Raw genomic sequence first — 23,694 nt, 5'->3', positions numbered from 1 at the left:
CTCCCCCTGTCAAGGGGGAGGTTGGGAGGGGGTATTAACTTAAGACTTAACAAATCCCTTATCTTTCAGGTATTTTGCTGCGACTTTCTTCGCATCTTGCCCATCAACGGCAATTTTAGCGTTCAGTTTTTGCAGCGTTGGGCCATCAAGAGATTCAAATACCGGTTTCAGCACGGCCGCGATTTCGGGATGTGCTTTCAGCGTAGCCTCGCGCACGATTGGCGTTGGCGCGTAGATTGGCTGCACGCCTTTAGGATCGCTAAGCGTTTTCAAACCTAATGCGGCAACGGGGCCATCGGTGCCGTACGCCATCGCGCCGTTAACGCCTGAAGTTTGCTCCGCGGCCGCTTTAATCGTCACTGCGGTATCGCCACCGGCCAGAGACAACAGCTGATCTTGATCCAGTTTGAAACCATAGGCCGTTTCAAACGCCGGTAATGCATCAGGGCGTTCGATAAACTCAGCCGACGCGGCCAGCTTAAATTTACCGCCCTGCTTCAGCCACCTACCTAAATCGTCTAACGATTCCAGATGGTTTTGCTGCGCCACGTCGTTGCGCACCGCGATACTCCACGTATTGTTAGCCGGTGCTGGCGTCAACCAGACAATTTGGTTCTTCGCCAAATCGAGCTGCTTCACTTTTTCATAGCCTTGCTGAGCATTTTTCCATGCTGGATCTTTTTCGTCGGCAAAGAAGAAAGCCCCATTGCCGGTATATTCTGGGTAAATATCAATTTCGCCCGCGGCGATCGCACCCCGTAAAACTTTGGTGGTGCCAAGCTGGGTTTTGTTTACCGTTTTGATGCCGTTTGCGTCCAAGGTTTGCACAATGAGATTGCCCAACAGTGAACCTTCGGTATCAATTTTAGAGCCCACCGTTACTGCATCGGCCGCCTGTGCGGTGCACATCGTCGCGCCCATTAACGCCAAAGATGCCAGAATCTTACGTCCCATAAATATATTTCCTGCCATAACGGTTCCTCATCATTGTTATTGTGTTTGTTTGCATCAGAAAGCTCGATTAAGCCCTTTTCTTCTCGCCCCATTAAGGGATGTTGAGTCACCTCAATAGCGCGCCACGCATAATTTCGCCACCACTGCGAATAGCCCTGCACCACAAACCCGTGATTACGCTGCTGATACTCGATGCGGTCTGCCAGATAGGCTTTACGTAACCCATACCAAGGCAATCCCGGCAAATCATGATGAACAATGTGATAGTTCAAATTGAGAAAAAGCAGCCGCCAAGGCCATGCTGCTTCATTAATAATAGAACGAGCTGAGGGTTCGTCCACTGCGCGGTGCTCGTAAAACGAGCGAACCATGGCAAGTCCTAAGGCCGGATAGCTCACCGCCAGCAGGTACCACCACGCTGACATCCCCGCGAGTTGGGCGATCCAGAGCACTAACGCCAGCAATGAAAGATGAATCAACCACATGGTAATTTTTTTGCCATTACCGCGAATTATTTCTCGTAGCTCATCTTTGAGCAGTGCGCCAATGCCCAGCGCAGGACCCAACAAAATCCGACCAAAAAAGGTATTTCGAAACGCAATGACGCCGCGCCATAGCGCCGATGAATGCTGCCAGCGTGACTCGGAAAAATAGTAGGACTCAGGATCGTCCAGCGGATGAGTTAAAGAGTCATCGTTGTGATGGGCTAAATGGGCGTCTCGGTAAATTCCATAGGGATACCAAACCGCCAGCGGCAGCAGGCCAAGTAATTGGTTCACGTGCGGCCAACGTGTTGGATGCCCGTGGATAAGCTCATGCTGTAATGACATATACCAGCAAGCGATGAATATCAGCAACGGTGTTCCAACGGCTTTGCCAAGCGTCTGCCAGTGGTAAACCACCAGCGCCCATCCGCCATACACGGCGAGCAGCACACACCACGTTGGAAGCTCGCTGCGCCACAGCCATTGACGTTGCCATAAACGAATACGGCTTTTCTGCTCGGCATGCAGATAGTGCGAAGTTCGCGTTTTGCTGGTTGCTGATGTCATCAATAAGCCACTCCCTCAATCCGATGTGGCTCAGTATTCCTGAAAGCTTAAATTCCACTAAATACTAAAAAATTTGTTTTTATTACGATAATGAATATGTGTTTCATGAGAAAAGTGACTTGAATGTTACAAAATGGTTAGAGGCAAAGCCTACTGCGGGGTATAATCAGCGCAATTGTATTTAGGAGAATAATCATGCTGAAAAAAGCAATCATCGCCGGAATGGCACTGTTAACACTGGGCGGCGTTGGCGGAGTGATTCTGGCCGGAATTATTATCTACGTTCGCTCATAATTCCTGCTAAATATTGGCCTGAGCCGCGACTTCGCCTACTATAGGGAAATATCCCTCAGTCTTGTTAAGGTTTGTCCCTGATGGCAGTTATCCCTAAAAACTATGCCCGTTTAGAAACTGGCTACCGTGAAAAAGCGCTTAAAATCTATCCTTGGGTGTGCGGTCGCTGTTCGCGCGAATTTGTGTACTCCAATCTGCGTGAATTAACCGTGCATCATATCGATCACGATCACACCAATAACCCAGAAGACGGCAGCAACTGGGAGCTTCTGTGTTTATATTGTCACGATCATGAACACTCAAAATACACCGAAGCCGACCAATACGGTTCAACCGTAATTGCGGGTGAAGATGCGCAAAAAGACGTAGGTGAAGCCACCTATAATCCGTTTGCCGATCTTAAAGCGATGCTGAATAAGAAATAAGCGACCGCTCTCTATTTTCCTTAATAATTCAAATTGCCGTTCTGTGGCTTGAAATATGAAAAGGAAAAAGAAAAGGCGCTGAAGATAAACTTCAGCGCCTGCTAGGTGGACATTAACAAAACGATTTTCACTTCTACCGCGTTGAACACCGCAGGGCTAGAAAATATGTGAACCATAGCCCCACATGATAACGGTGATCCCTAATAACAGCTCGAGTACCAAAACGCCTATTGCAAAGGTGGAGCCAGAAAATATAAACCCCTGACCTTCAGTGATACCGAGGAAATTCGGAATACCGCGATACAACAAATACCCGCTATAACATACACCAACAATAACAGCGAGCATGCACAACCATACCATCGGATATATTGATACGATACTGCTAATAAACATGGGCGTACCGACGTAGCCCGCAAACACAATACATTGATTTAAACTCGGGCAGTTTTCATATTCCCGAGCCATCCAGCGAATGACCATACCAACAAAACCTACCGCGGCGAGCATTAAGCCGTAAAACACAACTGCAATAGCTAACGCCGTCATCGGCATAACTTTAAAAACGCGGTCTCCGCCGAAATCCCAGCCAAACTGGGTGGTACCGATAAAAGAGCAGATGACAGGAATAGCAGCCATCAGCAGCACATGGTGAGTATAGATATGCGATACCGACTCATTTTCCTGCCGTATTTGCCGGAACTCCTGTGCCGGATGCGATAACAGTCCCCAAACATGGTTACTCATGACACACCCCCTGACGTCTATCGAGGGAATCACGTTCACTCACATTTTCCCCTCACTTTCAGTATAGAACGCCCCCACAAAAGTACAGAAAAAAATAGGATTTTTTTTATCTCTATAAGCCGCGCCCTCATTGGGTTTGGACTGAATTTGTTTTAATTTTTCGAAGCTGTCTTTTTGCCAAACATAAATTCCTTATTTTGCTAAAGTATTCCCTAATATTGGTATGATTTTATGCGGCGGCATCATGATCGACAGCGAAATAACTCTGCGAAAATTAGAAATCTTTTTAGCCTTCATGGAAAAAGAAAATATTACCCGCGCGGCAGAATCTCTGAGGTTAAGCAGTGTGAGCGTGCATAGAGCATTGCACACGCTAGAAGAAGGTTTTCGCTGCCCGCTATTTGTGCATAAAGGGCGGAATTTATTACCGCTTCCAGCCGCACATACGCTGGCGGAATATGCTCGCGATCTGGTGGAGCTTGCTCAGAAAGGCATTGAAGAAACGCGGATTGCCGCTGGGTTTGGTCAGCAGCGGATGAAAATTGGCACCATGTATTCGCTAACGCTGGAAACCATACCTAAGCTCATCATGGGCGTTAAGCTGCGCCGCCCTGAAGTGGAAATCAGCCTTACCATGGGCTCGAATCAGGATTTATTACAGCAGCTAGAAAACCAGCAGCTCGACGCCATTCTGATTTCTATTTCCGACAGCCAAGTGAACGAACAATTATTCGAAACCGTACCGCTGTTTCAAGACGATATTTTTCTTGCGGCACCGGCTTCATCAGCGCTAGTGAAACCCGGTTTGGCGGATCTGCGTGATTATCGAGGCGAGAAGTTCGTTGCCTTAGCGGAAGGATTTGCCACCTATCACGGTTTTAGCGAGGCATTTCAAATAGCCGGTTTCGAGCCGGACATCGTGACCCGAGTCAACGATATTTTCTCGATGCTCAGTCTGGTTCAGGCTGGCGTGGGCTATACGCTAATCCCAGGTCGAATGAAAAACGTGTATGAAAGCAGCGTGAAGCTGCTGCCGCTGTGCAGTGAATATCAAATGCGCCAGACCATTGCGTTGGTATTTTCTCGTAGCCGAGAACAAGATCCTAACCTACTCGCACTCACCGCAGAAGGACGCATGTACGCACGCGCCCATCCTTCACTCAATTAAGCTAGTTTCTGATAGCGAGCCACAATATCAGTGACCGATTTCAAACCAAGCTGGCAGCGCGAAAGCGCTTCCCCCTGCTCCATCACTTTTCGGGTTAGTCCTGTGAGTACCGCTCCCGGCGGCATTTCAATCGCCAAACGCACTTCTCGTTCATAGGCCGCAACCATAGCTTCATGCCAACGCACGGTGCGCGACATATTGAATGCTAAATCGTCGGCAATGCGTTCGGGTTGCCATAACACACGCCCCGTGCTGCCGCTGAGATAGGCTATGTTCGGTCGTTGCAGTACCACGTTTTGCATCGCCTGCGCCAGCTGGTGTGCGGGCTCCAGCAACAGCGCGCAGTGCGAAGGAACGCTTACCGCCAGACGCTGCGTTTTATGCGCGCCTTTAGCCTGCGCCAGCCCCATCACCTGCTGCATAGCGGCTTCGCTACCGGCAATCACAAACTGTTCTTCCGCGTTGATGTTGGCTAAATAAACCGGCAAATCCGCCGAGTTCACTTCAGCAATCAGCGGTTCTAGCTGATTCAAATTCAGACCAACAATGGCAGAAAGGCCAAAACCAGTAGGATAGGCATTCTCCATCAGCTCACCGCGTAGGGCGACTAAACGCACGGCGTCCGAAAAGTCCAACGCCCCCGCAATCACCGCCGCGGGAAAAGCACCAATAGACAGGCCGCTAACGAAATCAGCTTGAACGCCTGCCGTCTGAAGCTCTCTGGCATAGGCAACGCCCGCGATCAGTAAACATAGCTGAACTGCGCGCGTTCTTTGCAGCGCAGAGGCGCTGTCTAGCGCCAACACGTCTTCGTTTAACGCGGTATTAGCCTGTTCAATGAGCGAGCGTGAAAGAGCATTATCAGGTAAGTCATGCAGCATCGCAGGGCGCTGCTGCCCTTGACCGGGAAAAGTAAATAAGACCTTCATTATGCCTCCTCTGACGGCAACCACGGATCGCGGGTTAACACCGGTCCGGTTGACGTTTTCAGCATGACGCGCTTATCGCGTAGCCATTCTGTCAGAGCAAAAGCCCCGAGTGGGGTTTCAACTTGAACGTCGGTTCGGCACGGGAGCTGAACCTGAGCAATGCGCTCGGCAAAGTGCGCCAACTCTTCCGCGGTAGTTTTTTGCGGACAGCGCAACACTAAATCGAGATCGCTATCGGTATGCATCACCGGAATATCCGTCGCTAAGGCGTAACCGCAGCTTCCTGTCACGCCCCATACCCACGGCCACGGCGTCTGCATCAACATAATCAGCACCTGAACCGGAGGCAGGGATACAAAAGAAGATTGCAGTAACGCGATAGGATCGGCGATTAACGACTCCGGCGTGACGCATCGCACCACGCTTTGCTCATCGACCCAACCCGCCGCACGCTGGCTGCGCTTCATACCACGGATCCCGACTGGAATACGCCCGCCATCTTGAACATCGCGTCGCACTACCAATGGCAATGATGTGCGCCACTGCTGCGTCACCCACTCCGGCATGGTGTCTTGCGTGGTCAGTGACTGTGCGTTGTTAATCCAGATCAAGTCATGCGGGCGTAACATACGGATTCCTTATTTAAATTCCTGCGGTGAGCGTAATAAACAGCGGCAGTGTGATGATACACAGCACGGAGCTTATCAACAGCGTGGCTTCGGCATCAGGAGACTGCACACCGAAACGGTTGCCGAATACGATACCGAAGAAGCCCGCAGAAAGCGCGATCATCAGAATGGCCGTGACGGCAACATCGCCATGCAAGCCCATCGCCAACACGATTCCCCACGCAATGAAGGGCTGAATCAGCAGCTTGGTGACGCTAGACAGCACCACGCAGGTGTTGATTTGCAGTTTACGCGCAGACAGGATCACACCGGTCAGGAACAGCGCCGAAGCCGTGGCAGACAGGCCCAACGGTTTAATTGAAGCCAGCACCATTTCAGGCATATGAATACCGATGGCTGACAGCACAACCCCCAGCAACGGCCCCCACACGATAGGTTTTTTCACCGAACGCCACATCAGAACCGGCAGCATGGTCAGAGTTGAACCCTGAATCGCACCCGACTCACGCGCTTTTTCACGTTCGAGGATCAGCAGACAGAACGGCGTCATCAGCACGGAACCACAGGCGATAGCCACCGCAACCGACAGCGACGTAGCAGAACTTTCGCCCAGCACGCTGCCTAAAATTGGTAAGCCCAGTGCGGCGTAGTTAGGTAACGCTACGGTTAGCGTCAGAACCGCTGCGTCCTGTGGGGTTTTCTTAAAGACTTTGGTGCAGATAAAATAAATGGCGGCATAGGTAATCCACATGCCTAATACCAGAACGACAATCAGCGGAGACTGCTGAACAATGCCGCTCCACGGCGTTTGCACCGTGGCGCTAAACAGCGCCGCAGGCAAAGCAAAGTCCATCACGAAGATATTGAGTAAAGAAACATTTTTGTTATCGACCATCTTTGCTTTACCGGCATAAAAGCCGAGCAGCATGATGACGAAGATGGGAGCGAGGGCGTGAATAATTACGTATGTCATAAATCACCTTGTATAAAAACAAAAAGCGTTACAGAAAAATTCAGTTAAAACGTTATTTTCTTTTTATAAAACAGTCGTTAGCGGGCAGGTGAAGACTCGCTGGGTGCGATACATTTGCATCGTTCCCAGCGTTATAATTAAAACTAACGGTCGGTCTTAGAGTGTTTAACGCGTTACCACTCGGCGCGCATACGGCTGCGAACCAGAGAAGAGCTTTGGCGATTGTGGGCGCCTAAACGGTTGCTGAGATCAACGCCCTGTTGGCGAGCATCGGCAATGGCCTCACTCAGTACGCTGTTCACGCGAGCCAGATCGTCTGCGCTGGCATTAAGCGGATCGTTGATGTCCAGCAGCTGGTCTAATAGGCCCAGCGTGCTGTAGTTTTTAATGTCATAGGCCATCGGCGGAATAGTCGCGGCTAATTTCTCCAGCGATTCCACGGAACGCAGCGTGATGCGCGCCGCAGACTCTTTCCCCATCGCATGAATCATTACGCCCGCGTCATTGAACGCAATCAGACGGTTAGCCTGATAGCCGTGCGCTAAGAAAGCGCCGGACATCGCTTTACCGACGATTAAGCCAATCACCGGATGACCCGCCAAACGCGCTTTAGCGTAAGCGCCTGCGGCACCGGCTAAGGCCTGATGAATACCAAACGCCTCTTCGCGGCGGCCATAGGCCTGACTTGGCACATCAATCACGGCCACGACGGCGCGCTTCTGCGGCTTGTCTTGGTCAGCTTCAACGACTTCACTCACCAACTGTGCCAACGTCCAGCCTTCGAGCAGACCGACTTCGCCGTTAACCGCACGCGGGTAATGATTGTTTGCGTCTGGAACCACCGCGATAAAACGTGCGGCCTGGCCATCAATTTCACCATCGGCGGCTTTCACCGATTCGCATTGCCCCTGACGCTGAGTGGCGCCCTGAGTCAGTAAGGAAAACCAGTAGCGGCCACGGCTGGCGGTGTGTGCTGTTGAGGTGCTCATGCGCGATCCTCCTGTGAACGGTCTTTAGCAGAGAGATGATTCTGAGAGAAAAGTTCGGCGGCCAGTTCAGCCGTTGCCTGCTGGCGAGTATCGAACCCTTGCAGCGCGGTCAGATACTGGGCGAATTTATCTGAACGATGTTGTTCCGGAACGCCACGGGCAATGCACTGATTCATCGCCTGTTTTACCGCGTTTAAACCATCAGGGACTTCGACATCAACAAAACCATTGCGATAACGAACGTCACCACCGGTCATGCTCCAGATGAATGGACGGTCGCGCGAGTCATACTCTTCAATCCCCGCTTCTTGCTCAATCACCTGCGGGCCGTTAAGGCCTAAGCGCGCTTCACGGGTTACGATCAAATAGCTGCACAGCGCGGCCGCAATCGACATACCGCCGAAGCAGCCAACGGTACCGGCAACAATACCCACTACCGGCGTATAACGACGCAGATCGACAATCGCCGCATGAATATCCGCAATGGCTGCCAAACCGAGATTAGCCTCTTGCAAACGCACGCCGCCGGTCTCTAACAGCAAAACAGCCTGCGTTGGAATACCGTTGCGGTTATCCTCTGCGGCCAGCTCTAACGCTGAGGCCATTTTGGCGCCGGACACTTCGCCCATGCTGCCGCCTTGGAAAGCGCCTTCAACCGCAACCACGACCGCGGGTTTCCCTTCGATGGTGCCTTTAGCTACTACCATGCCGTCGTCGGCCTGCGTCACAATACCCTGAGGTTCTAACCACGGCGATGTGATGTGCTCGAAGGGGCCTAATAATTCACGGAAAGTACCGGCATCCAGTAAACGACGCGCACGTTCGCGAGCACTGAGTTCGATAAAACTGAGATCGTTACGCATGAGTTGCCTCCTCAAAGACTTGTTCGATACGTAGGCGAGCCACACCCGGCGTTGCACCGAAATCATTAATCTCTAACCGCCCTGCGGGCAAAGTACGCAGGCTAGCTAAGCGCTCAAACAGGTGTTGCCAACGCAGACCGCTGCCGTCTACCGATGTTTTAATCACCACGGACAGCGTGCCTGCGCTCTGTTCAGGCGCAAACAGCACTTCCATATCGCCGGAACCGACGACGCCGCTTAATGCTTTGTTCGGCAGCGTTTCGCTTGCCGGATAACTCAGTTCAATACGTTCCATAACGTCCTCTTTATTCGTTGTCTAACCGCCGACGCGCATCTTGACGCCCCACCTATTGGCGGCAGGTTCTGTCTAAAAACAGCGCGGCGGCCAGTAAATCTGCGGCTCCACCGGGAGAAACGTGGTCAGCCAGCATACGGGCTTCCAAATGCGCTAACGCTACACGACCCGCTGGCGTTTGATATCCGCCGTTGGCAAGTACTTCGGCGGCCCCCTGTTGCATCGCTTTCAGGGCAGATAAACCACCACGAGAAAGCACACAGGTATCGCTAAGCGAGGTCATAATGGCCATCAGCGCATCAATCTGAGCTTCTTGTTCCGTTGCCCCTTGCTGACGGCTGCGCCACAGCTGAGGTAAAGCCAGCGTTATCACATGTGGAAAGCCTTGCTGTGCCTCTTCACGTGCACCGGGAACCTGGTAACGTTGAGTCGCTCGAAGCCCCTTACTGAATACTTTTGGGCTTGCATGGTCGGGCAAACGTGCAACCTGCGCGGCCAGACTGAGCGTTGAGTACACGTCCCCCTTCGCTGCCTGCATGGCGACGGCGCTCACCAATAATCCCAGCGCCCAAATAGCACCACGGTGGGTATTAACGCCCTGCGTCGCCAGCATCATGCTGCGCTCACCGTCCCGCCCTATTCTTCCAATCTCCTGACGCAGCGCGCTGTCTACCGGACGCTGCCAGCTTGCGATAGCGAGCTGCTGAAACGCGGGCGTTAAGCTGTGTGCCGAGCGCTCCATCAGATCCAGCGTTAAATCCTGATGTGCGCCAGAACCGCGGCTATCAACCAAGCCAGGTTTTGGAGACAGACGAGCCTCGTCCAGCAGCGCTTGCGTTGCCTGTTTAGCGAGTAAACTGGCCGCGTCATCGGCGTCGGAATGGCGTGAATAGGGTTGGATTTTCATTACCAGCTCCGGAATTTAGCGGGTGGGTTGTATAAACCGTCAGACCACTCAACCAGATCGGATACGCTACCCGCAGCCAGCAACGAGCGCGTTGCGTCGGTACGGCGGATCCCCATATCTTCAGGGAAGGCGACTTTGCCTTCACGACGCAGGTCGGCAACGCGCTTAGCATCAACGCCCAAACCGATATCGGTGATCCCCGCCACTGCCGCCACCATCGCACGACGCTCTTCTAACGAGCGGGCACGGTAGAGATAGGCAATCCCCTCTTCGGTTAGTACGTGAGTTACGTCATCGCCGTAAATCATGACCGGAGCCAGCGGCATGCCCGATTCTTTGGCCACGTCAATCGCATCCAGTTTTTCAACGAAGGTCGGTTTCGCACCGGCTTGGAAGGTTTCAACCATCTGAACCACCAGCTTGCGGCCGCGTGCTAACATATCCGGCTCTTCGATCATATCGAGCCAAGCTGGTGTCGCGTGACGGCGACCGTGCGGATCGTGTCCCATATTTGGCGCACCGCCGAAACCAGACAGGCGACCACGGGTAACCGTTGAAGAGTGCGCCATGCCGTCAATTTGCAGCGTGGAGCCGATAAACATATCCACCGCGTACTGCCCTGCCATCTGGCAGAAAGCACGGTTTGAACGCATAGAGCCGTCATTACCGGTGAAGAAAATATCCGGACGTGCCGCGATGTAATCTTCCATCCCCAGTTCGCCGCCGAAGCAGTGAACGGTTTCAACCCAGCCGCTTTCGATAGCAGGGATCAGCGTTGGATGCGGATTCAGTGTCCAGTGTTTACAAATTTTGCCCTTCAGCCCCAGTTGCTCACCGTAGGTTGGCAGCAGCAATTCAATGGCGGCGGTATTAAACCCAATCCCGTGGTTGAGGGACTGCACCTGATGCTTGGCATAAATACCTTTAATGGCCATCATGCCCATTAAGACGTGCACGGGTTTAATCAAACGAGGATCGCGGGTAAACAGAGGTTCGATAAAGAATGGCTTGTCGGCAACTACAACGAAGTCAATCCAAGAACCCGGAATATCAACACGTGGCAGGTCGGTTTCGTCATCGACCAGCTCATTAACCTGTGCAATGACTAAGCCATTTTTGAACGCCGCAGCTTCAACCAACGCGGGCGTATCTTCGGTGCTGGGTCCGGTATAAAGATTGCCGTGGCGGTCTGCTTTGAAACCGGCGACCAGCGCCACGTTTGGCACCAGATCCACATAAAGGCGTGAATACAGTTCGATGTAGGTATGGATGGCACCAATTTCTAACTGCCCATCTTCAAGCAGCTGTGAGATGCGCAGGCTCTGGGTGCCGGAGAAGGCAAAGTCCAGCTTGCGAGCAATCCCTTTTTCAAAGATATCCAGATGTTCTGCACGACCCACGCTTGGCATGATCATATGCAAATCGTGGACTTTAGCCGGATCAACCTCAGCCAAGCTGCGCGATAAGAAATCAGCCTGCTTTTGGTTGTTACCTTCCATAACAACGCGGTCGCCAGAGACAATCAGTTTTTCGAGAATTGCGGTTAAATCATCGGTTGGAATCACTTTTCCGTTGATGAGCCCCTGCACGCTTTCAACGCGACGTCTTTTTTCCTGACGGCGGGTATCCCAGACGCGAGTGGGTGTTTGATGAAGCGACATACCTAAACCTCCCCGGTTTAATTCATTAGCGCATCATGCGAGTAAGAATTTTTGCAGTGAGGCCAGCATAAAATTCCTAAAGTCGTCTATCAATTAACCAATTCACGTAATCGTTAGCCAGAGAGTAATGATTGAGGTGACTTATAAAACAGGTATTTACTTTGCTAAGTGGGCAGAACAGGCTGCATGATGAAAAATAATCAGCATACAAACGCAGGTGAAAAAGCGATGCTGAATATGACGTCAAAATAACCTTTCGACAGAAGCGCTAACGTCGGCAAAAGCCATTAAGCGGAAGGTTGAGAAAAGCAATTAATATTGGCGTTGCACCTTTCTCACCCCATTGAAAAACATAAGGACGGTACTCATGAAATCTGCGTTTAACGCAACGCTATTCGTTGCGCTATTTAGCACTGCTGCATTGCTCTCTGGTTGTGATCAAAAAAGCGATCAGTCCCATCATATAAAAGTGGGCGTGATTAACGGGGCTGAACAGGATGTGGCTGAGGTGGCTCAAAAAGTAGCAAAAGAAAAATATGGCCTCGACGTGGAGCTGGTTGGATTTAGTGGTTCGCTGCTGCCTAACGATGCCACCGATAAAGGCGAACTCGATGCTAACGTTTTCCAGCATCGCCCTTACTTAGCCGAACAAAATCAGGCGCACGGCTATAAATTAGTCGCCGTCGGCAACACCTTTGTTTTTCCGATGGCAGGCTATTCAGACAAAATCAAAGCTGTCTCTGAGCTGAAAAAGGGAGACACCATCGCAATTCCAAACGATCCCACCAACTTGGGTCGCGCATTATTGCTGCTGCAAAAAGAGAAGCTGATTACGGTAAAACAGGATAAAGGCCTGTTGCCAACCTCGATTGATATTACCTCCAACCCGCTCGATTTAAATATTATGGAGCTTGAAGGCGCGCAGCTTCCGCACGTGTTAAAAGATCCGAAAGTCACCGTGGCGATTATCAGCACTACCTATCTACAGCAAACCGGGCTATCGCCGGTCAAAGACAGCGTATTTATTGAAGATAAAGAGTCGCCTTACGTCAATATCATCGTCACCCGCGAAGATAATAAAGACGCCGAGAATGTCCGAGACTTCGTGAAATCTTATGAATCACCAGAAGTTGCCGCCGCAGCTCAGAAGATATTCAACGGCGGTGCCGTACAAGGGTGGTAGATCGCAATATCCTAAGCATTTGCTTTTCTTGATCTATACTCAATATGACTAACGCCCACTTAGGGCGTTTTTTTCAGCGACTAAAAATAGATAAGGAGCAGCAAATGAAAATTCTCTTATGGGTTATTGCGATTATCTTTATTGTGGGGCTGTTGACGATTACGGGCGTGTTTAAGCTGATTTTTTAGGGGATAACCCATAAGGGTTCAGACGTATCCGTTTGTGGGGGCTTGGTGTAAGGTTTCATCCGCCTATCTGTATCGAGCTAAATTAGTACATTATTGAAGGCGTCCGATGAGGTACGCCTTTATTTGTGACAGCACCTTTTGCTGGCCTATTCATCTGCTTTGTCGGGTGCTAGATGTTCATCCTAGTGGATTTTCATCTGGCTTCAACAACCACATTCAAGACGGCACCAGGCAGATCTGGGGCTAACAGGACAAATCAAACAGTTCTGGCTGGAGTCCGGTTGCGTTTATGGCTATCGCAAGATCCATATCGAACTGAGAAATAGCGAGCAACAGTGCGGGATTGACCAAGTCTGGCAGTTGATGAAGCGTGCCGGAATAAAAATTCAGGGCGGGTACCTAAGTCCACGAGCGCGTAAAGGGGAGGACAGTATTAGGCGTCGTGATAACTGTCACGATAACGCTGTTACAGAAAGTTTTTTCCAGTTACTGAATCGTGAACGGATACAGAAAAGATCTACGGAACGCGGGAAGAAACCCGCAGTGATATTTTTGATTACATCAAAATGTTTTATAACATTAAGCGTCAGCATGGTTCGAGTGAGCAAATGCCACCGACGGATTATGAAAATCAAGATTATCAACGACTCAGAAATGTCTAGATTATCGGTGCCGATTCATGTGTTCGTACTATCGAACTTTAAACTTCTAAAAATAGCGCGCAATGCGGATTTTCATAATGAATACCACTGAGCTATTTGTCCTTTCAATATATTGATTCCTGGTATTTTTATGTAACAAAAAAACGATTTTAATCCCTGTGTTTGCTCGTAGTATTACCAATACAAATAACATGGATATTGGTGGTTTATGGCGTTACAAGGGAAGTTGGTTTTAAACGGTGCCTATTACGCGCCATTCAATCTGTTCAGCGTCGGCGTGTTCATGGCGTTCTCTGGAAATGGCATTTATCGCAATAAAGCGGCTTGCCGGACTGTTAAAGGGGATGGTCCATTACCGCCGGGTAAATACTGGATTGTTGAGCGTGGAGGCGGTGGCTTCTTCTCAAAGCGTAAGGCTGAGATACAGGACACCTGGAACAAATACCGGCACGGTGCCGCGTTCGGACGTGATGAATGGTTTGCACTGTACAAGGATGACTGGAGCATTGATGACAATACGTGGATTGGTGACGTTTACCGTGGCCTGTTCCGGCTGCATCCCGGTACTTTGTCTGAAGGCTGTATCACCATTGTCCATAACTCTGATTTCGCTATTATCCGCAATGCCCTTCTGAATACTCCCCCTATGCAGGTTCCCTGTATGCGTTCCCTTATGGCCCGTGGATGGGTTGAGGTGGTAGACGGTGGCTATACCAACACTTGCCCGTAGGGTCGGGAAGGTAGCAGTCTATATCGCTATCTCCCTGGTAATATGCCGTACGCTGAATAATCCTGAAGTCTACATTAACCAAGACTTCGCATCACAGGCATGCAATTTCTTCTACGGCGACGTTAACGCCGAAACCATTTATGACACTTATTTCTATCTCGACGTCCTAACGGTGTTCTCGATAACCACAGTAATCTATTGGGTTGCAATGAAGTCAATTAGAAAAATCAGGGGCGAATGATACGCCAATCATCCGTACTTATGGCTTAAGATGATGGCGGCGCTGACATCAAAGATATCAGTTGACGTCGAAGTTCGTGAAGGCAGTATTGAAGTTATCGGTATGAGCCACGGTATCAACCTCCCAGTCGACAGCGCCAATGGAAAAATTACCGGCACACGTTAGTACTCATCCATGATCGAGAAAGAAAGTAGGACAAAGGCCGCAGGGCTCCCTTTTTTCCATAGGCTCAAGCCAAACGGAACACTAAACTCGACAGGACTTAAATATAATTGATACAAAATTGAATCCCCCCAGTAACCAAAAAGTTAAATCAACTCCCTGATTATCCGAAATATCTCCTCCTGACAGTTCTTTACCCATCATTCCTTGTTAGCACGCAATGCTAAACGCTACACTGAAAGCCGTTTCATTAGGGTGACTGTCAATTTCTATGTTTATGAGCAGCAAGCTTCAGCAACAAATGCATAATCTACGCGTGAAAAACGTGTGGGCGATTGTATTAGTGGCTTGTTGGACGCTGTTGAACGCTCAGCTCGCCATCGCTGGACATCAATGCAATATGAACGTTGATGGCCCTGCGCCGATGGTGCAGCACATCACGCATATGCAAGGCGCACCCGACGTTGTGGCGCATCACATGCAAGTGTCGGAAACCATGTGTGAAAAACACTGTTCCCCTGACAGCATGAAACAAGACAACGGTGAAACCCAGCTCACGCTCCACGCGATCCCTGTCAGTTCTGAACTCGCCGCCATTGATGTGGCCGCAGTAGAACTGCCTTGCGATACCGAATGGCGCCAGCCCCCTTCTATCGGCCCTCCAGCCGAAATACGTTTTTGCCGCTTTAGAGAATAACTCCTGACGTAAAACCTCAATGTCGTTTTGCTGCGTGGCGTCGCCTATACGCAGCGGGTTTTCGTTATTTTTACAGGAGTTAATCTTATGTCTTACGCTAAAAACATCCGCGCTCTACTCGCAACCACTGCCTTTTTTTCTGTTTTTACTCTTGCTGCACCAGTTATGGCCAACACCGGCCACGACATGAGCACCATGCATAACATGAGTGACATGCCGCATCATGAATCAAACGCGGCGTCTTACCACGCGACCGGTGTGGTAAAAAGCTGGAGCCAAGAAAGCGGCGTTTCATTAACGCACGCCCCGATCCCTGAACTGCATTGGCCAGCCATGACCATGACCTTTGCATTGCCCTCTGCGCCAGCCATCAAGCCACTGGCCGTGGGTAGCAAAGTGAATTTCAGCTTTATTCAAACTGAATCCGGTTATCAATTAACTGAAATCACCCCAGCTCAGTAACGGAGAAACATCATGCAAAACCGAAAGCAGCGCCGCATTGCGGCGTGGCTGGCGGCGATGTTTTTCCTGCCTGCCGCCACTCAGGCGGCAAGCCTGAGCTTGGATGAAGCCCTGAACGCCGCGCAGAAATATTCTGCGGCGCTCTCGGCCAACCAACATCAGGTTAATGCACTGGAAAACATGGCTGACTCTGCCACGCAACTTCCCGATCCAAAATTAAAATTTGGCATCGAAAACGTCCCCGTCGGTGGGGATAACGGTCGTCGTCTTACGCGCGAAGGGATGACCATGCAGCGTATAGGGATCATGCAGGACTACGTCAGCAGCGAAAAACGCGAACGTAAGGCCGATACCTTACGCGCTGAAGCGGCAAAAACCGCGGCCAATTCGCTAGCGATCCGCGCTCAGCTCCAGCGAGATACCGCGCAAGCGTGGCTCGATCTGGCCTTGGCACAGCGCAGCGAAGAACAGGCAAAAAAACTGGTGCATGAAGGCCAACGTCAGGTTCCATTGCAAAATGCCAGCGTCGCCAACGGCAGTGCGCCGAGCAGCGCAATTGATGCCAGACTTACGCTCGCCGCCATGCAGGATCTCGTGACCGATGCCAGCCGTGATGTTCAGGTTGCTCAGGCGCGTCTGATGCAGTTGACCGGCGAAAACGATGTGCGTACTGCGGGCTCGCTGCCGCGGTATCAGCGTTTACCCGCCGAGCGCGATGTTTTGATTCAGGCCATTGATGAACATCCTGAAGTTCTACAGGCCAAGCGTGAATCAGACGTTGCGCATGCCCGTTCTGAGCAAACCGCACTGGCCGCAGTACCCGACGTGGGCGTTGAGGTTTATTACGCCAAGCGTGGGGATGACTACGAAGATATGGCTGGCGTGATGTTTACCGTCGATCTCCCGCTGTTTAAATCCAAACGGCAGGATAAAGATTACGCTGCCGAAGTTTCCCGCAGCATGGAAGCGAACGACCAGCTTACGTTACTCCAACGCGATCATCGCGCACAGTTAGATACGTTAATCGCTCAGTATCAGGCCGCCCAAAGCCGCTGGCAGCGCCAGCAGCAGGAAATCGTGCCGCTACAGCAACAGAAAATCCGTCTGCTAGAAGCACAGTATCGTGCAGGCAGCAGCTCCTTAGCCGAGGTGATGAGTGGTCGCCGCGCCCTGTTAGAGAGCGAGTTGGCATCCGTCACGGCTGAACGTGAAATGGCCAAAATCTGGGCCTCGATCCGCTATCTCATCCCGCAGGAGTTTGCCCAATGAATAACAAATTTACCCTTAGCGCCATTGTCATTGCCTTGCTCGCTGCGGGCTGGGGCGGATACAAATTAGGTTCACAATCCCAACATAACAATGGTGCAGTCCCCAGCAAACAGACCGCCGAAGCGGGACGTAAAGTGCTGTATTGGTACGATCCGATGGTTCCCGGCCAGCGATTTGATAAACCGGGGAAATCTCCGTTTATGGATATGGAGCTTGTGCCACGCTATGCCAGTGAATCAGGGTCGGAATCGGATACCGGCGTCAGCATTAGCGCTCGCCAGCAGCAGAATCTCGGCATTAAAACGGCACCCGCCGAGCATCATACGTTTAGCAGCAACCTGAAAGCCTATGGCACCGTCGCCGTTAACGAGCGCACGCTGAGCACGCTCTCTGCGCCCAGCGCGGGTATTATCGAGCAATTGAAAGTGAGAGCGCTACAGCAAAGCGTTAAAGCCGGTGAAACGCTGGCTGTTATCTGGAACCCTAGCTGGAGCAGCGCTCAGCAGGAGTATCTGGCTATCCGCGCCGTGGGCGATTCGGCGCTAACGCAGGCAGCTCGTCAGCGCCTAGCGCTACAGTTCATGCCCGAAAGCGTTATCCGAGCCGTAGAACGTAGCGGCAAAGTGCAGCCGCGAATGACCATCACCGCACCACGCAGTGGCTACGTATCTAAACTGGAAGTGCGTGAAGGACAGCAGGTTGCCACCGCTCAGCCGCTATTTGAATTGGCAAGCCTCGATCCAGTTTGGGTGGTTATTGACTATCCGCAGTCACAGGCCGAGAGGATCCGCTTGGGCGATCGCGTCACCGCCACCAGCAGCGCATGGCCTAGCGTCGGCTATGATGGCCGCGTGAGCGAGCTTTTGCCCGAACTCGATGCCACCACCCGTAACCTGAAAGCCCGAATTGAGCTCAGCAACCCGCAGCAACAATTAAAACCGGGGATGTACCTCAACGTCGCAAGTGCCAGCAGTCACGAACGCAGCGCCTTGGCGATTCCGCAATCCGCGTTAATCACCACCGGTGAAAACAGCCATGTGCTGCTCAGCGATGGCAACGGGCATTTCACCCCGGTGGAGGTGCGTACCGGCGAGAGCCAAGGCGATTGGGTGGAGATCTTAGAGGGTCTAAAAGAAGGCCAGCCGGTCGTAACGTCCGGTCAATTTATGCTGGATTCTGAAGCCAGCCTGCGTAACGCGCTGCCGCAGTTTAGCGAGGCAAAAACGTCTACTGAAGTTCAAGCTAAGCAAGAGCCGGAGGAGACTCAATACTCCACCACCGGCGTGATTAAGGCGATAACGGGCGAGAGTTTAACGATCAGCCACGAAGCGATTCCGGCCTTGAAATGGGGTCCGATGACCATGGATTTCACCCTGCCAGGCGGCAAGCTCCCTGAAGGCGTCCAGACTGGGTCGCATGTCAGCTTTAGCTTTACGATGGATGACAGCGGAATTGTCATCCGCCACATCATGCCCGCAGACATGAAAATGGATATGTCGGGAGGCCGCCCATGATTGCCGCCGTTATTCGCTGGTCGCTCAAAAACCGTCTATTGGTCCTGCTGGCGGCTATCGGTTTAGCTGTCTGGGGGCTGTGGGCCGTACAAAAAGCCCCGTTGGATGCGCTGCCCGATCTCTCTGATACGCAGGTCATTATTCGTGTCAGCTATCCGGGAAAAGCTCCACAGGTGGTCGAAAACCTAGTCACCTATCCACTCACCACCACCATGCTTTCGGTGCCCGGTGCGAAAACCGTGCGCGGTTTTTCGATGTTTGGTGATTCCTATGTGTATGTACTTTTTGACGATGGCACAGACCCTTACTGGGCGCGTTCACGCGTTCTCGAATATCTCAGCCAAGTGCAGTCAACGCTACCGCCTGAGGCTAAAGCCTCTCTTGGCCCCGATGCCACCGGCGTCGGCTGGGTATATGAATATGCGCTCACAGATACCACCGGGAAATACAGTTTGGCCGATCTTCGCGCGTTACAGGATTGGACGCTGAAATATGAATTAAAAACGGTGCCAAACGTATCAGAAGTCGCCAGCGTGGGCGGTATGGTGCGTCAATATCAGGTCGTTTTGCAGCCTGAAAAAATGCGTGCGCTTAACGTGACGCATGAGCAAATAACGGCGGCCATTAAGGCGGCAAATCAGGAAGGCGGAGGCTCAGTTTTAGAGCTTGGCGAAGCGGAGTATATGGTTCGCACCTCGGGCTATCTGCAATCCTTGGATGATTTCCGCAACGTGGTTATCGCCACGCGTAACGGCGTTCCCGTCATGCTCTCAGATGTGGCAACGCTGCGTTTAGGGCCTGAGATGCGTCGCGGCGTGGCCGAGCTTAACGGTGAAGGCGAAGTAGCTGGCGGTATCATCGTGATGCGTTCAGGGAAAAACGCCTTAGACACCATTAACGCGGTGAAAGACAAGCTGAACCAGCTGCAAAAAAGTTTGCCACCGGGCGTGAAGATCGTCACCACCTACGATCGTTCTCAGCTCATTGAACGCGCTATCGAAACCCTTTCACATAAGCTGCTGGAAGAGTTCGTGGTGGTCGCCGTTATCTGTGCTCTGTTCCTGTTCCATTTCCGTTCGGCGTTAGTGGCAATTATCAGCCTGCCGTTAGGAATACTCTGTGCATTTGTCATCATGCATTATCAGGGGGTCAACGCCAATATTATGTCACTCGGCGGGATCGCGATCGCCATTGGGGCGATGGTGGATGCGGCGATCGTGATGATCGAAAACATGCATAAGGTGCTGGAACAGTGGCGACACGATCATGAAAACCGCACGCCAAGCAGCGCAGAATATTGGAAGATCGCAGAGAAAGCCGCGGTCGAAGTGGGCCCAGCGCTATTTTGTAGCTTATTAATTATTACGCTGTCCTTTATTCCTGTGTTTGCACTTGAGGCGCAGGAAGGGAAAATGTTCTCCCCGCTGGCGTTCACGAAAACCTATGCCATGGCGGTCTCAGCCGGTTTAGGGATTACGCTAGTTCCGGTGCTGATGGGCTATTTTATTCGTGGCAAGATACCGGATGAAAATGCTAATCCGATAAACCGCTGGCTGATTAAAGCCTATCACCCGTTATTAGACTGGGTGTTGGCCCGCCCGAAAACCACGTTGGTGATTGCCGCCGCGCTGTTGCTGGCAACGGCTTATCCTTTAAGCCGCTTAGGCAGCGAGTTTATGCCGTCGCTGGACGAAGGTGATTTGTTGTATATGCCTTCCGCATTGCCCGGTATTTCAGCGCGCGAAGCCAGCCGACTGTTACAGCTCACCGACCGCCTGATCAAAACCGTGCCTGAAGTTGAGACCGTATTTGGCAAAGCAGGCCGAGCGGATACCGCGACCGATCCCGCCCCGCTCACGATGCTGGAAACGACCATTCGCTTCAAACCACGTGACCAATGGCGCGCGGGTATGACGATGGACAAACTGATTGCCGAACTGGATGCTCGCGTACAGGTTCCCGGCATCGCCAATATTTGGGTGCCGCCGATCCGTAACCGTTTAGATATGCTGTCTACGGGCATCAAAAGTCCGGTAGGGATCAAGGTAAACGGCAACAATTTGCAGCAGATCGGCGAAGTGGCTGAGCAGATCGAACGCGTAGTGCAAAAAGTGCCCGGAGTCACGTCGGCTCTGGCCGAGCGCATGACCGGTGGGCGCTATATCGATATTGATATTAACCGCACCGCAGCCGCTCGCTATGGCGTCACGGTCAAAGAGCTTCAGTCTCTGGTTTCCAGCGTTGTCGGCGGTGAAAATATTGGTGAAACCATTGAAGGCCGCGAGCGTTTTCCTATCAATATCCGTTACCCGCGTGAAGTGCGCGATTCCGTTGAAAAACTACGTGCTTTGCCGGTAGTCACGGCGAGCGGCGCTCAGGTTGCGCTGGGAGATTTAGCCGAAGTTCGGATCAGCGAAGGCCCGCCGATGTTAAAAAGCGAGAATGCGCGCTTGTCAGATTGGGTATACGTTGACCTGCGCGGGCGCGATCTGAAATCAGCGGTGGAAGATATGCAGAAGGCCGTGGCAGAACAGGTAAAACTGCCCGAAGGCGTTTCTTTAAGTTGGTCAGGACAGTTTGAGTATATGGAACGCGCCAGCGCCAAATTACAGATGGTTCTGCCGTTAACATTGATGATTATCTTCGTGCTGCTCTATATCACATTCGGCAAAATTCGCGATGCTTTGCTGATCATGGGCACCCTTCCTTTTGCCTTGATCGGCGGCGTTTGGCTGCTCTATTTATTGGGCTATAACCTCTCGGTCGCCGGAGCCGTTGGCTTTATTGCGCTGGCGGGCGTGTCGGCAGAATTTGGCGTCATTATGCTGCTGTACCTCAACCATGCGGTAGCCAAACATCAGCATGGCGATCAACCTCTCACTCATAAACAAATGCTGGCAGCGCTGCATGAAGGCGCGGTGCTGCGCGTTCGACCCAAAGTGATGACGGTTGCCACCATTATGGCGGGCTTATTACCGATTATGTGGGGAGGCGGAACCGGTTCAGAAGTCATGCAGCGCATTGCGGCGCCGATGATTGGCGGGATGGTCAGCGCCCCGCTGCTATCGATGCTAGTTATCCCTGCGGTGTATTTGTTACTTCATCCGGTTAAAGCGGCTCCCAAGCAACCACATTAAAATCGACGTTTGAAGTCAAAACACAGCCTGTCTCGGCTGTGTTTTTTTTGTCTATTCCTCTGAGATTTATCCGTTTCTCACTGTTTTAAAGCGCTTTTTATAAAAGTCTCATTCCAATTCTGCTATTTGCCATCTACGCTTATTACGTAAATGAATGGGTCAGTAAAAATTCATCTAAAAAGCTACAATTCGGCAAATAAGGAAACAGTTATGTTCATGCGCAAAGTTCTCCCTTTAATGGCGGGTTTACTGCTGGCTGGCAGCGCTCTGGCGGCAGATCCGGCATCTACCGATGCAAAAGCAGTAAAAGCGCCTTCGGCAAAACAGTTAGCTCAGCAAAAGAAAATGACCGACTGTAGCCAGCAGGCAAGCAGCCAGTCATTGAGCGGTGACGCTCGTAAAACCTTTATGAGCACCTGCTTAAAAGCGGAAACGAATCCAACCGCCACCACGCTAACGCCACAGCAGCAGAAAATGAAAACCTGTAACGCGGAAGCCAAAAGCAAAACCTTTAAAGAAGGCGAACGTAAAACCTTCATGAGCGACTGCTTGAAGAAAAAATAATTCTGCGGTCTGGCTCGCGTTCTTCACGTTATGGGAGGACGCGAGCTTATTTCCCCATCCATCCACAGACATAACACATTGCATCTCGCACGAATTCCCCACTCAACACGTACACATACGCGCTGAAATTAGCTATGTTTAGACTCAGCTATTGCTGTTTCCTATACGATGGCAATATAATGATAATAGTTATCATTTAATAAATTACGCTAAGGAGTTTACCCATGGCTGTGACTAAATTAGTTTTGGTACGACACGGTGAAAGCGAGTGGAACAAAGAAAACCGCTTCACTGGCTGGACGGATGTTGAGCTTTCTGACAAAGGACGTTCCGAGGCAAAATCGGCGGGTAAGCTTTTAAAAGAACAAGGTTTCTCTTTTGATTTTGCATACACATCAGTGCTGAAACGTGCGATTCACACCTTGTGGAATGTGCTGGATGAACTGGAGCAGCAATGGCTGCCGGTTGAAAAATCATGGAAACTGAACGAACGTCATTACGGTGCTTTGCAGGGGCTGAATAAGGCTGAAACCGCACAAAAATATGGCGACGATCAGGTCAAACTGTGGCGTCGTGGCTTTGCCGTTACACCTCCTGAGTTAACCAAAGAAGATGAGCGCTATCCGGGCCACGATCCTCGCTACGCCAAACTCAGCGAGCAGGAACTGCCGGTTACCGAAAGCTTAGCGACCACCATTGACCGTGTTATTCCTTACTGGACCGATGTGATTAAGCCACGCATTGCGAGCGGTGAACGCGTCATTATCGCAGCACACGGTAACTCACTGCGCGCATTGGTTAAATATTTAGATAATTTAAGCGAAGATGAAATTCTTGAGCTGAATATTCCAACCGGCGTACCGTTGGTTTATGAGTTTGATGAAAATCTTAAACCATTAAAACGTTACTATCTTGGCGATGCAGATGAAATTGCAGCTAAAGCCGCGGCGGTTGCTAATCAGGGTAAAGCGAAATAATTTCCCTCCTGTTTTATTATTA

General features: G+C 51.3%; 24 protein-coding genes and 2 pseudogenes. 15 read left to right on the top strand and 11 right to left on the bottom strand.

The annotated features are described in order from the left end of the window. Positions 1 to 39: 39 nt before the first annotated feature. Complete coding sequence (osmF, locus tag U0008_RS06595; protein ID WP_043491961.1) at positions 40 to 972, bottom strand: glycine betaine ABC transporter substrate-binding protein OsmF; 933 nt, start codon at positions 970 to 972, stop codon at positions 40 to 42. Further along, positions 921 to 2,006 carry a fatty acid desaturase gene (locus U0008_RS06590; RefSeq protein ID WP_043491959.1) on the bottom strand — a complete coding sequence of 362 codons (1,086 nt, stop codon included), beginning with the start codon at positions 2,004 to 2,006 and terminating at the stop codon, positions 921 to 923. The genes osmF and U0008_RS06590 overlap by 52 nt, the downstream gene beginning before the upstream one ends. 374 nt (positions 2,007 to 2,380) lie before the next feature. Between U0008_RS06590 and yajD the strand changes: the two genes are divergently transcribed. After that, positions 2,381 to 2,725, top strand: a complete 345-nt coding sequence (gene yajD / locus U0008_RS06585; RefSeq protein ID WP_025800748.1) for an HNH nuclease YajD — start codon at positions 2,381 to 2,383, stop codon at positions 2,723 to 2,725. 156 nt (positions 2,726 to 2,881) lie between these two features. Here the strand turns inward: yajD and U0008_RS06580 are convergent, their stop codons facing one another. Further along, positions 2,882 to 3,472, bottom strand: coding sequence for a Yip1 family protein (locus U0008_RS06580; RefSeq protein ID WP_043491956.1), 591 nt, complete (start codon positions 3,470 to 3,472; stop codon positions 2,882 to 2,884). Between the two features lie 244 nt (positions 3,473 to 3,716). On the opposite strand from U0008_RS06580, the gene U0008_RS06575 reads away from it, so the two are divergent. Beyond that, a complete protein-coding gene (locus U0008_RS06575; RefSeq protein WP_043492010.1) occupies positions 3,717 to 4,640 on the top strand; it encodes a LysR family transcriptional regulator in 924 nt (307 codons plus the stop codon). Here U0008_RS06575 and mdcH read toward each other — a convergent pair. The 8 genes from mdcH to mdcA form a co-directional block, all read right to left on the bottom strand. Continuing rightward, complete coding sequence (gene mdcH / locus U0008_RS06570; RefSeq protein ID WP_043491953.1) at positions 4,637 to 5,569, bottom strand: malonate decarboxylase subunit epsilon; 933 nt, start codon at positions 5,567 to 5,569, stop codon at positions 4,637 to 4,639. The two genes, U0008_RS06575 and mdcH, sit on opposite strands and share 4 nt — an antisense overlap. Further along, positions 5,569 to 6,198: a malonate decarboxylase holo-ACP synthase gene (locus U0008_RS06565; RefSeq protein WP_043491950.1), complete on the bottom strand. Its 630-nt coding sequence runs from the start codon at positions 6,196 to 6,198 to the stop codon at positions 5,569 to 5,571. Before U0008_RS06565 ends, mdcH begins: the two co-directional genes overlap by 1 nt. A gap of 13 nt (positions 6,199 to 6,211) precedes the next feature. Then, positions 6,212 to 7,171, bottom strand: a complete 960-nt coding sequence (locus tag U0008_RS06560; RefSeq protein WP_025800743.1) for an AEC family transporter — start codon at positions 7,169 to 7,171, stop codon at positions 6,212 to 6,214. A 173-nt stretch (positions 7,172 to 7,344) separates the two neighbouring features. Continuing rightward, entirely contained in the window at positions 7,345 to 8,160 is an 816-nt protein-coding gene (gene mdcE, locus U0008_RS06555) for a biotin-independent malonate decarboxylase subunit gamma (protein WP_043491946.1), read from the bottom strand. Next, a complete protein-coding gene (locus tag U0008_RS06550; protein ID WP_043491941.1) occupies positions 8,157 to 9,023 on the bottom strand; it encodes a biotin-independent malonate decarboxylase subunit beta in 867 nt (288 codons plus the stop codon). Before U0008_RS06550 ends, mdcE begins: the two co-directional genes overlap by 4 nt. Continuing rightward, on the bottom strand, positions 9,016 to 9,318 hold the full coding sequence (mdcC, locus tag U0008_RS06545) for a malonate decarboxylase acyl carrier protein (RefSeq protein WP_025800740.1): 303 nt from the start codon (positions 9,316 to 9,318) through the stop codon (positions 9,016 to 9,018). The genes U0008_RS06550 and mdcC overlap by 8 nt, the downstream gene beginning before the upstream one ends. Before the next feature lie 52 nt (positions 9,319 to 9,370). Then, positions 9,371 to 10,225 (bottom strand): triphosphoribosyl-dephospho-CoA synthase, encoded by an 855-nt coding sequence (locus tag U0008_RS06540; protein WP_043491940.1) that lies wholly within the window; start codon positions 10,223 to 10,225, stop codon positions 9,371 to 9,373. Continuing rightward, positions 10,225 to 11,886, bottom strand: coding sequence for a malonate decarboxylase subunit alpha (gene mdcA, locus U0008_RS06535; RefSeq protein WP_043491939.1), 1,662 nt, complete (start codon positions 11,884 to 11,886; stop codon positions 10,225 to 10,227). The genes U0008_RS06540 and mdcA overlap by 1 nt, the downstream gene beginning before the upstream one ends. Positions 11,887 to 12,253: 367 nt before the next feature. Here mdcA and nlpA point away from each other — a divergent pair, with 367 nt between their 5' ends. From nlpA to gpmA, 13 genes and pseudogenes are all read left to right on the top strand, one after another. Continuing rightward, a complete protein-coding gene (gene nlpA, locus U0008_RS06530; RefSeq protein WP_043491938.1) occupies positions 12,254 to 13,069 on the top strand; it encodes a lipoprotein NlpA in 816 nt (271 codons plus the stop codon). Between the two features lie 44 nt (positions 13,070 to 13,113). Then, positions 13,114 to 13,257, top strand: a complete 144-nt coding sequence (locus tag U0008_RS22585; RefSeq protein ID WP_441667601.1) for a small membrane protein YohP — start codon at positions 13,114 to 13,116, stop codon at positions 13,255 to 13,257. Between the two features lie 189 nt (positions 13,258 to 13,446). Next, a pseudogene (locus U0008_RS22580) lies at positions 13,447 to 13,581 on the top strand (IS3 family transposase); the annotation flags it as partial. A 105-nt stretch (positions 13,582 to 13,686) separates the two neighbouring features. Then, positions 13,687 to 13,919, top strand: a pseudogene (locus U0008_RS22575) (IS3 family transposase); the annotation flags it as partial. Between the two features lie 208 nt (positions 13,920 to 14,127). Continuing rightward, on the top strand, positions 14,128 to 14,649 hold the full coding sequence (locus U0008_RS06520; RefSeq protein ID WP_043491934.1) for a DUF2778 domain-containing protein: 522 nt from the start codon (positions 14,128 to 14,130) through the stop codon (positions 14,647 to 14,649). A gap of 274 nt (positions 14,650 to 14,923) precedes the next feature. Continuing rightward, the gene (locus tag U0008_RS06515) at positions 14,924 to 15,055 is read left to right on the top strand and encodes an Hcp family type VI secretion system effector (protein WP_268989300.1); all 132 of its coding nucleotides are present in this window, start codon (positions 14,924 to 14,926) and stop codon (positions 15,053 to 15,055) included. 268 nt (positions 15,056 to 15,323) lie between these two features. After that, complete coding sequence (locus U0008_RS06510) at positions 15,324 to 15,749, top strand: hypothetical protein (protein ID WP_043491932.1); 426 nt, start codon at positions 15,324 to 15,326, stop codon at positions 15,747 to 15,749. A gap of 87 nt (positions 15,750 to 15,836) precedes the next feature. Then, the gene (locus U0008_RS06505; RefSeq protein WP_043491930.1) at positions 15,837 to 16,211 is read left to right on the top strand and encodes a copper-binding protein; all 375 of its coding nucleotides are present in this window, start codon (positions 15,837 to 15,839) and stop codon (positions 16,209 to 16,211) included. A 12-nt stretch (positions 16,212 to 16,223) separates the two neighbouring features. Next, positions 16,224 to 17,480, top strand: a complete 1,257-nt coding sequence (locus U0008_RS06500; protein ID WP_043491927.1) for a TolC family protein — start codon at positions 16,224 to 16,226, stop codon at positions 17,478 to 17,480. Then, positions 17,477 to 18,994, top strand: coding sequence for an efflux RND transporter periplasmic adaptor subunit (locus tag U0008_RS06495; RefSeq protein ID WP_043491925.1), 1,518 nt, complete (start codon positions 17,477 to 17,479; stop codon positions 18,992 to 18,994). The genes U0008_RS06500 and U0008_RS06495 overlap by 4 nt, the downstream gene beginning before the upstream one ends. After that, positions 18,991 to 22,131 carry an efflux RND transporter permease subunit gene (locus U0008_RS06490; RefSeq protein ID WP_043491922.1) on the top strand — a complete coding sequence of 1,047 codons (3,141 nt, stop codon included), beginning with the start codon at positions 18,991 to 18,993 and terminating at the stop codon, positions 22,129 to 22,131. The genes U0008_RS06495 and U0008_RS06490 overlap by 4 nt, the downstream gene beginning before the upstream one ends. A gap of 210 nt (positions 22,132 to 22,341) precedes the next feature. Further along, positions 22,342 to 22,695: a PsiF family protein gene (locus U0008_RS06485; RefSeq protein ID WP_025800728.1), complete on the top strand. Its 354-nt coding sequence runs from the start codon at positions 22,342 to 22,344 to the stop codon at positions 22,693 to 22,695. Positions 22,696 to 22,919: 224 nt separating this feature from the next. Next, on the top strand, positions 22,920 to 23,672 hold the full coding sequence (gene gpmA / locus U0008_RS06480) for a 2,3-diphosphoglycerate-dependent phosphoglycerate mutase (protein ID WP_025800727.1): 753 nt from the start codon (positions 22,920 to 22,922) through the stop codon (positions 23,670 to 23,672). Positions 23,673 to 23,694 lie beyond the last annotated feature (22 nt).

It is taken from the genome of Hafnia alvei (assembly GCF_034424155.1).
GTDB lineage: Bacteria > Pseudomonadota > Gammaproteobacteria > Enterobacterales > Enterobacteriaceae > Hafnia > Hafnia alvei.
The sequence above is the reverse complement of the archived record's forward strand: the minus strand, read 5'-3'. Positions and strand labels throughout refer to the sequence as shown.

Excerpts from the sequence above, each read along its gene's own strand:
- osmF (WP_043491961.1), bottom strand. The coding sequence starts at position 972 with ATGGCAGGAAATATATTTATGGGACGTAAGATTCTGGCATCTTTGGCG.
- U0008_RS06590 (WP_043491959.1), bottom strand. The coding sequence starts at position 2,006 with ATGACATCAGCAACCAGCAAAACGCGAACTTCGCACTATCTGCATGCC.
- yajD (WP_025800748.1), top strand. The coding sequence starts at position 2,381 with ATGGCAGTTATCCCTAAAAACTATGCCCGTTTAGAAACTGGCTACCGT.
- U0008_RS06580 (WP_043491956.1), bottom strand. The coding sequence starts at position 3,472 with ATGAGTAACCATGTTTGGGGACTGTTATCGCATCCGGCACAGGAGTTC.
- U0008_RS06575 (WP_043492010.1), top strand. The coding sequence starts at position 3,717 with ATGATCGACAGCGAAATAACTCTGCGAAAATTAGAAATCTTTTTAGCC.
- mdcH (WP_043491953.1), bottom strand. The coding sequence starts at position 5,569 with ATGAAGGTCTTATTTACTTTTCCCGGTCAAGGGCAGCAGCGCCCTGCG.
- U0008_RS06565 (WP_043491950.1), bottom strand. The coding sequence starts at position 6,198 with ATGTTACGCCCGCATGACTTGATCTGGATTAACAACGCACAGTCACTG.
- U0008_RS06560 (WP_025800743.1), bottom strand. The coding sequence starts at position 7,171 with ATGACATACGTAATTATTCACGCCCTCGCTCCCATCTTCGTCATCATG.
- mdcE (WP_043491946.1), bottom strand. The coding sequence starts at position 8,160 with ATGAGCACCTCAACAGCACACACCGCCAGCCGTGGCCGCTACTGGTTT.
- U0008_RS06550 (WP_043491941.1), bottom strand. The coding sequence starts at position 9,023 with ATGCGTAACGATCTCAGTTTTATCGAACTCAGTGCTCGCGAACGTGCG.
- mdcC (WP_025800740.1), bottom strand. The coding sequence starts at position 9,318 with ATGGAACGTATTGAACTGAGTTATCCGGCAAGCGAAACGCTGCCGAAC.
- U0008_RS06540 (WP_043491940.1), bottom strand. The coding sequence starts at position 10,225 with ATGAAAATCCAACCCTATTCACGCCATTCCGACGCCGATGACGCGGCC.
- mdcA (WP_043491939.1), bottom strand. The coding sequence starts at position 11,886 with ATGTCGCTTCATCAAACACCCACTCGCGTCTGGGATACCCGCCGTCAG.
- nlpA (WP_043491938.1), top strand. The coding sequence starts at position 12,254 with ATGAAATCTGCGTTTAACGCAACGCTATTCGTTGCGCTATTTAGCACT.
- U0008_RS22585 (WP_441667601.1), top strand. The coding sequence starts at position 13,114 with ATGACTAACGCCCACTTAGGGCGTTTTTTTCAGCGACTAAAAATAGAT.
- U0008_RS06520 (WP_043491934.1), top strand. The coding sequence starts at position 14,128 with ATGGCGTTACAAGGGAAGTTGGTTTTAAACGGTGCCTATTACGCGCCA.
- U0008_RS06515 (WP_268989300.1), top strand. The coding sequence starts at position 14,924 with ATGGCGGCGCTGACATCAAAGATATCAGTTGACGTCGAAGTTCGTGAA.
- U0008_RS06510 (WP_043491932.1), top strand. The coding sequence starts at position 15,324 with ATGTTTATGAGCAGCAAGCTTCAGCAACAAATGCATAATCTACGCGTG.
- U0008_RS06505 (WP_043491930.1), top strand. The coding sequence starts at position 15,837 with ATGTCTTACGCTAAAAACATCCGCGCTCTACTCGCAACCACTGCCTTT.
- U0008_RS06500 (WP_043491927.1), top strand. The coding sequence starts at position 16,224 with ATGCAAAACCGAAAGCAGCGCCGCATTGCGGCGTGGCTGGCGGCGATG.
- U0008_RS06495 (WP_043491925.1), top strand. The coding sequence starts at position 17,477 with ATGAATAACAAATTTACCCTTAGCGCCATTGTCATTGCCTTGCTCGCT.
- U0008_RS06490 (WP_043491922.1), top strand. The coding sequence starts at position 18,991 with ATGATTGCCGCCGTTATTCGCTGGTCGCTCAAAAACCGTCTATTGGTC.
- U0008_RS06485 (WP_025800728.1), top strand. The coding sequence starts at position 22,342 with ATGTTCATGCGCAAAGTTCTCCCTTTAATGGCGGGTTTACTGCTGGCT.
- gpmA (WP_025800727.1), top strand. The coding sequence starts at position 22,920 with ATGGCTGTGACTAAATTAGTTTTGGTACGACACGGTGAAAGCGAGTGG.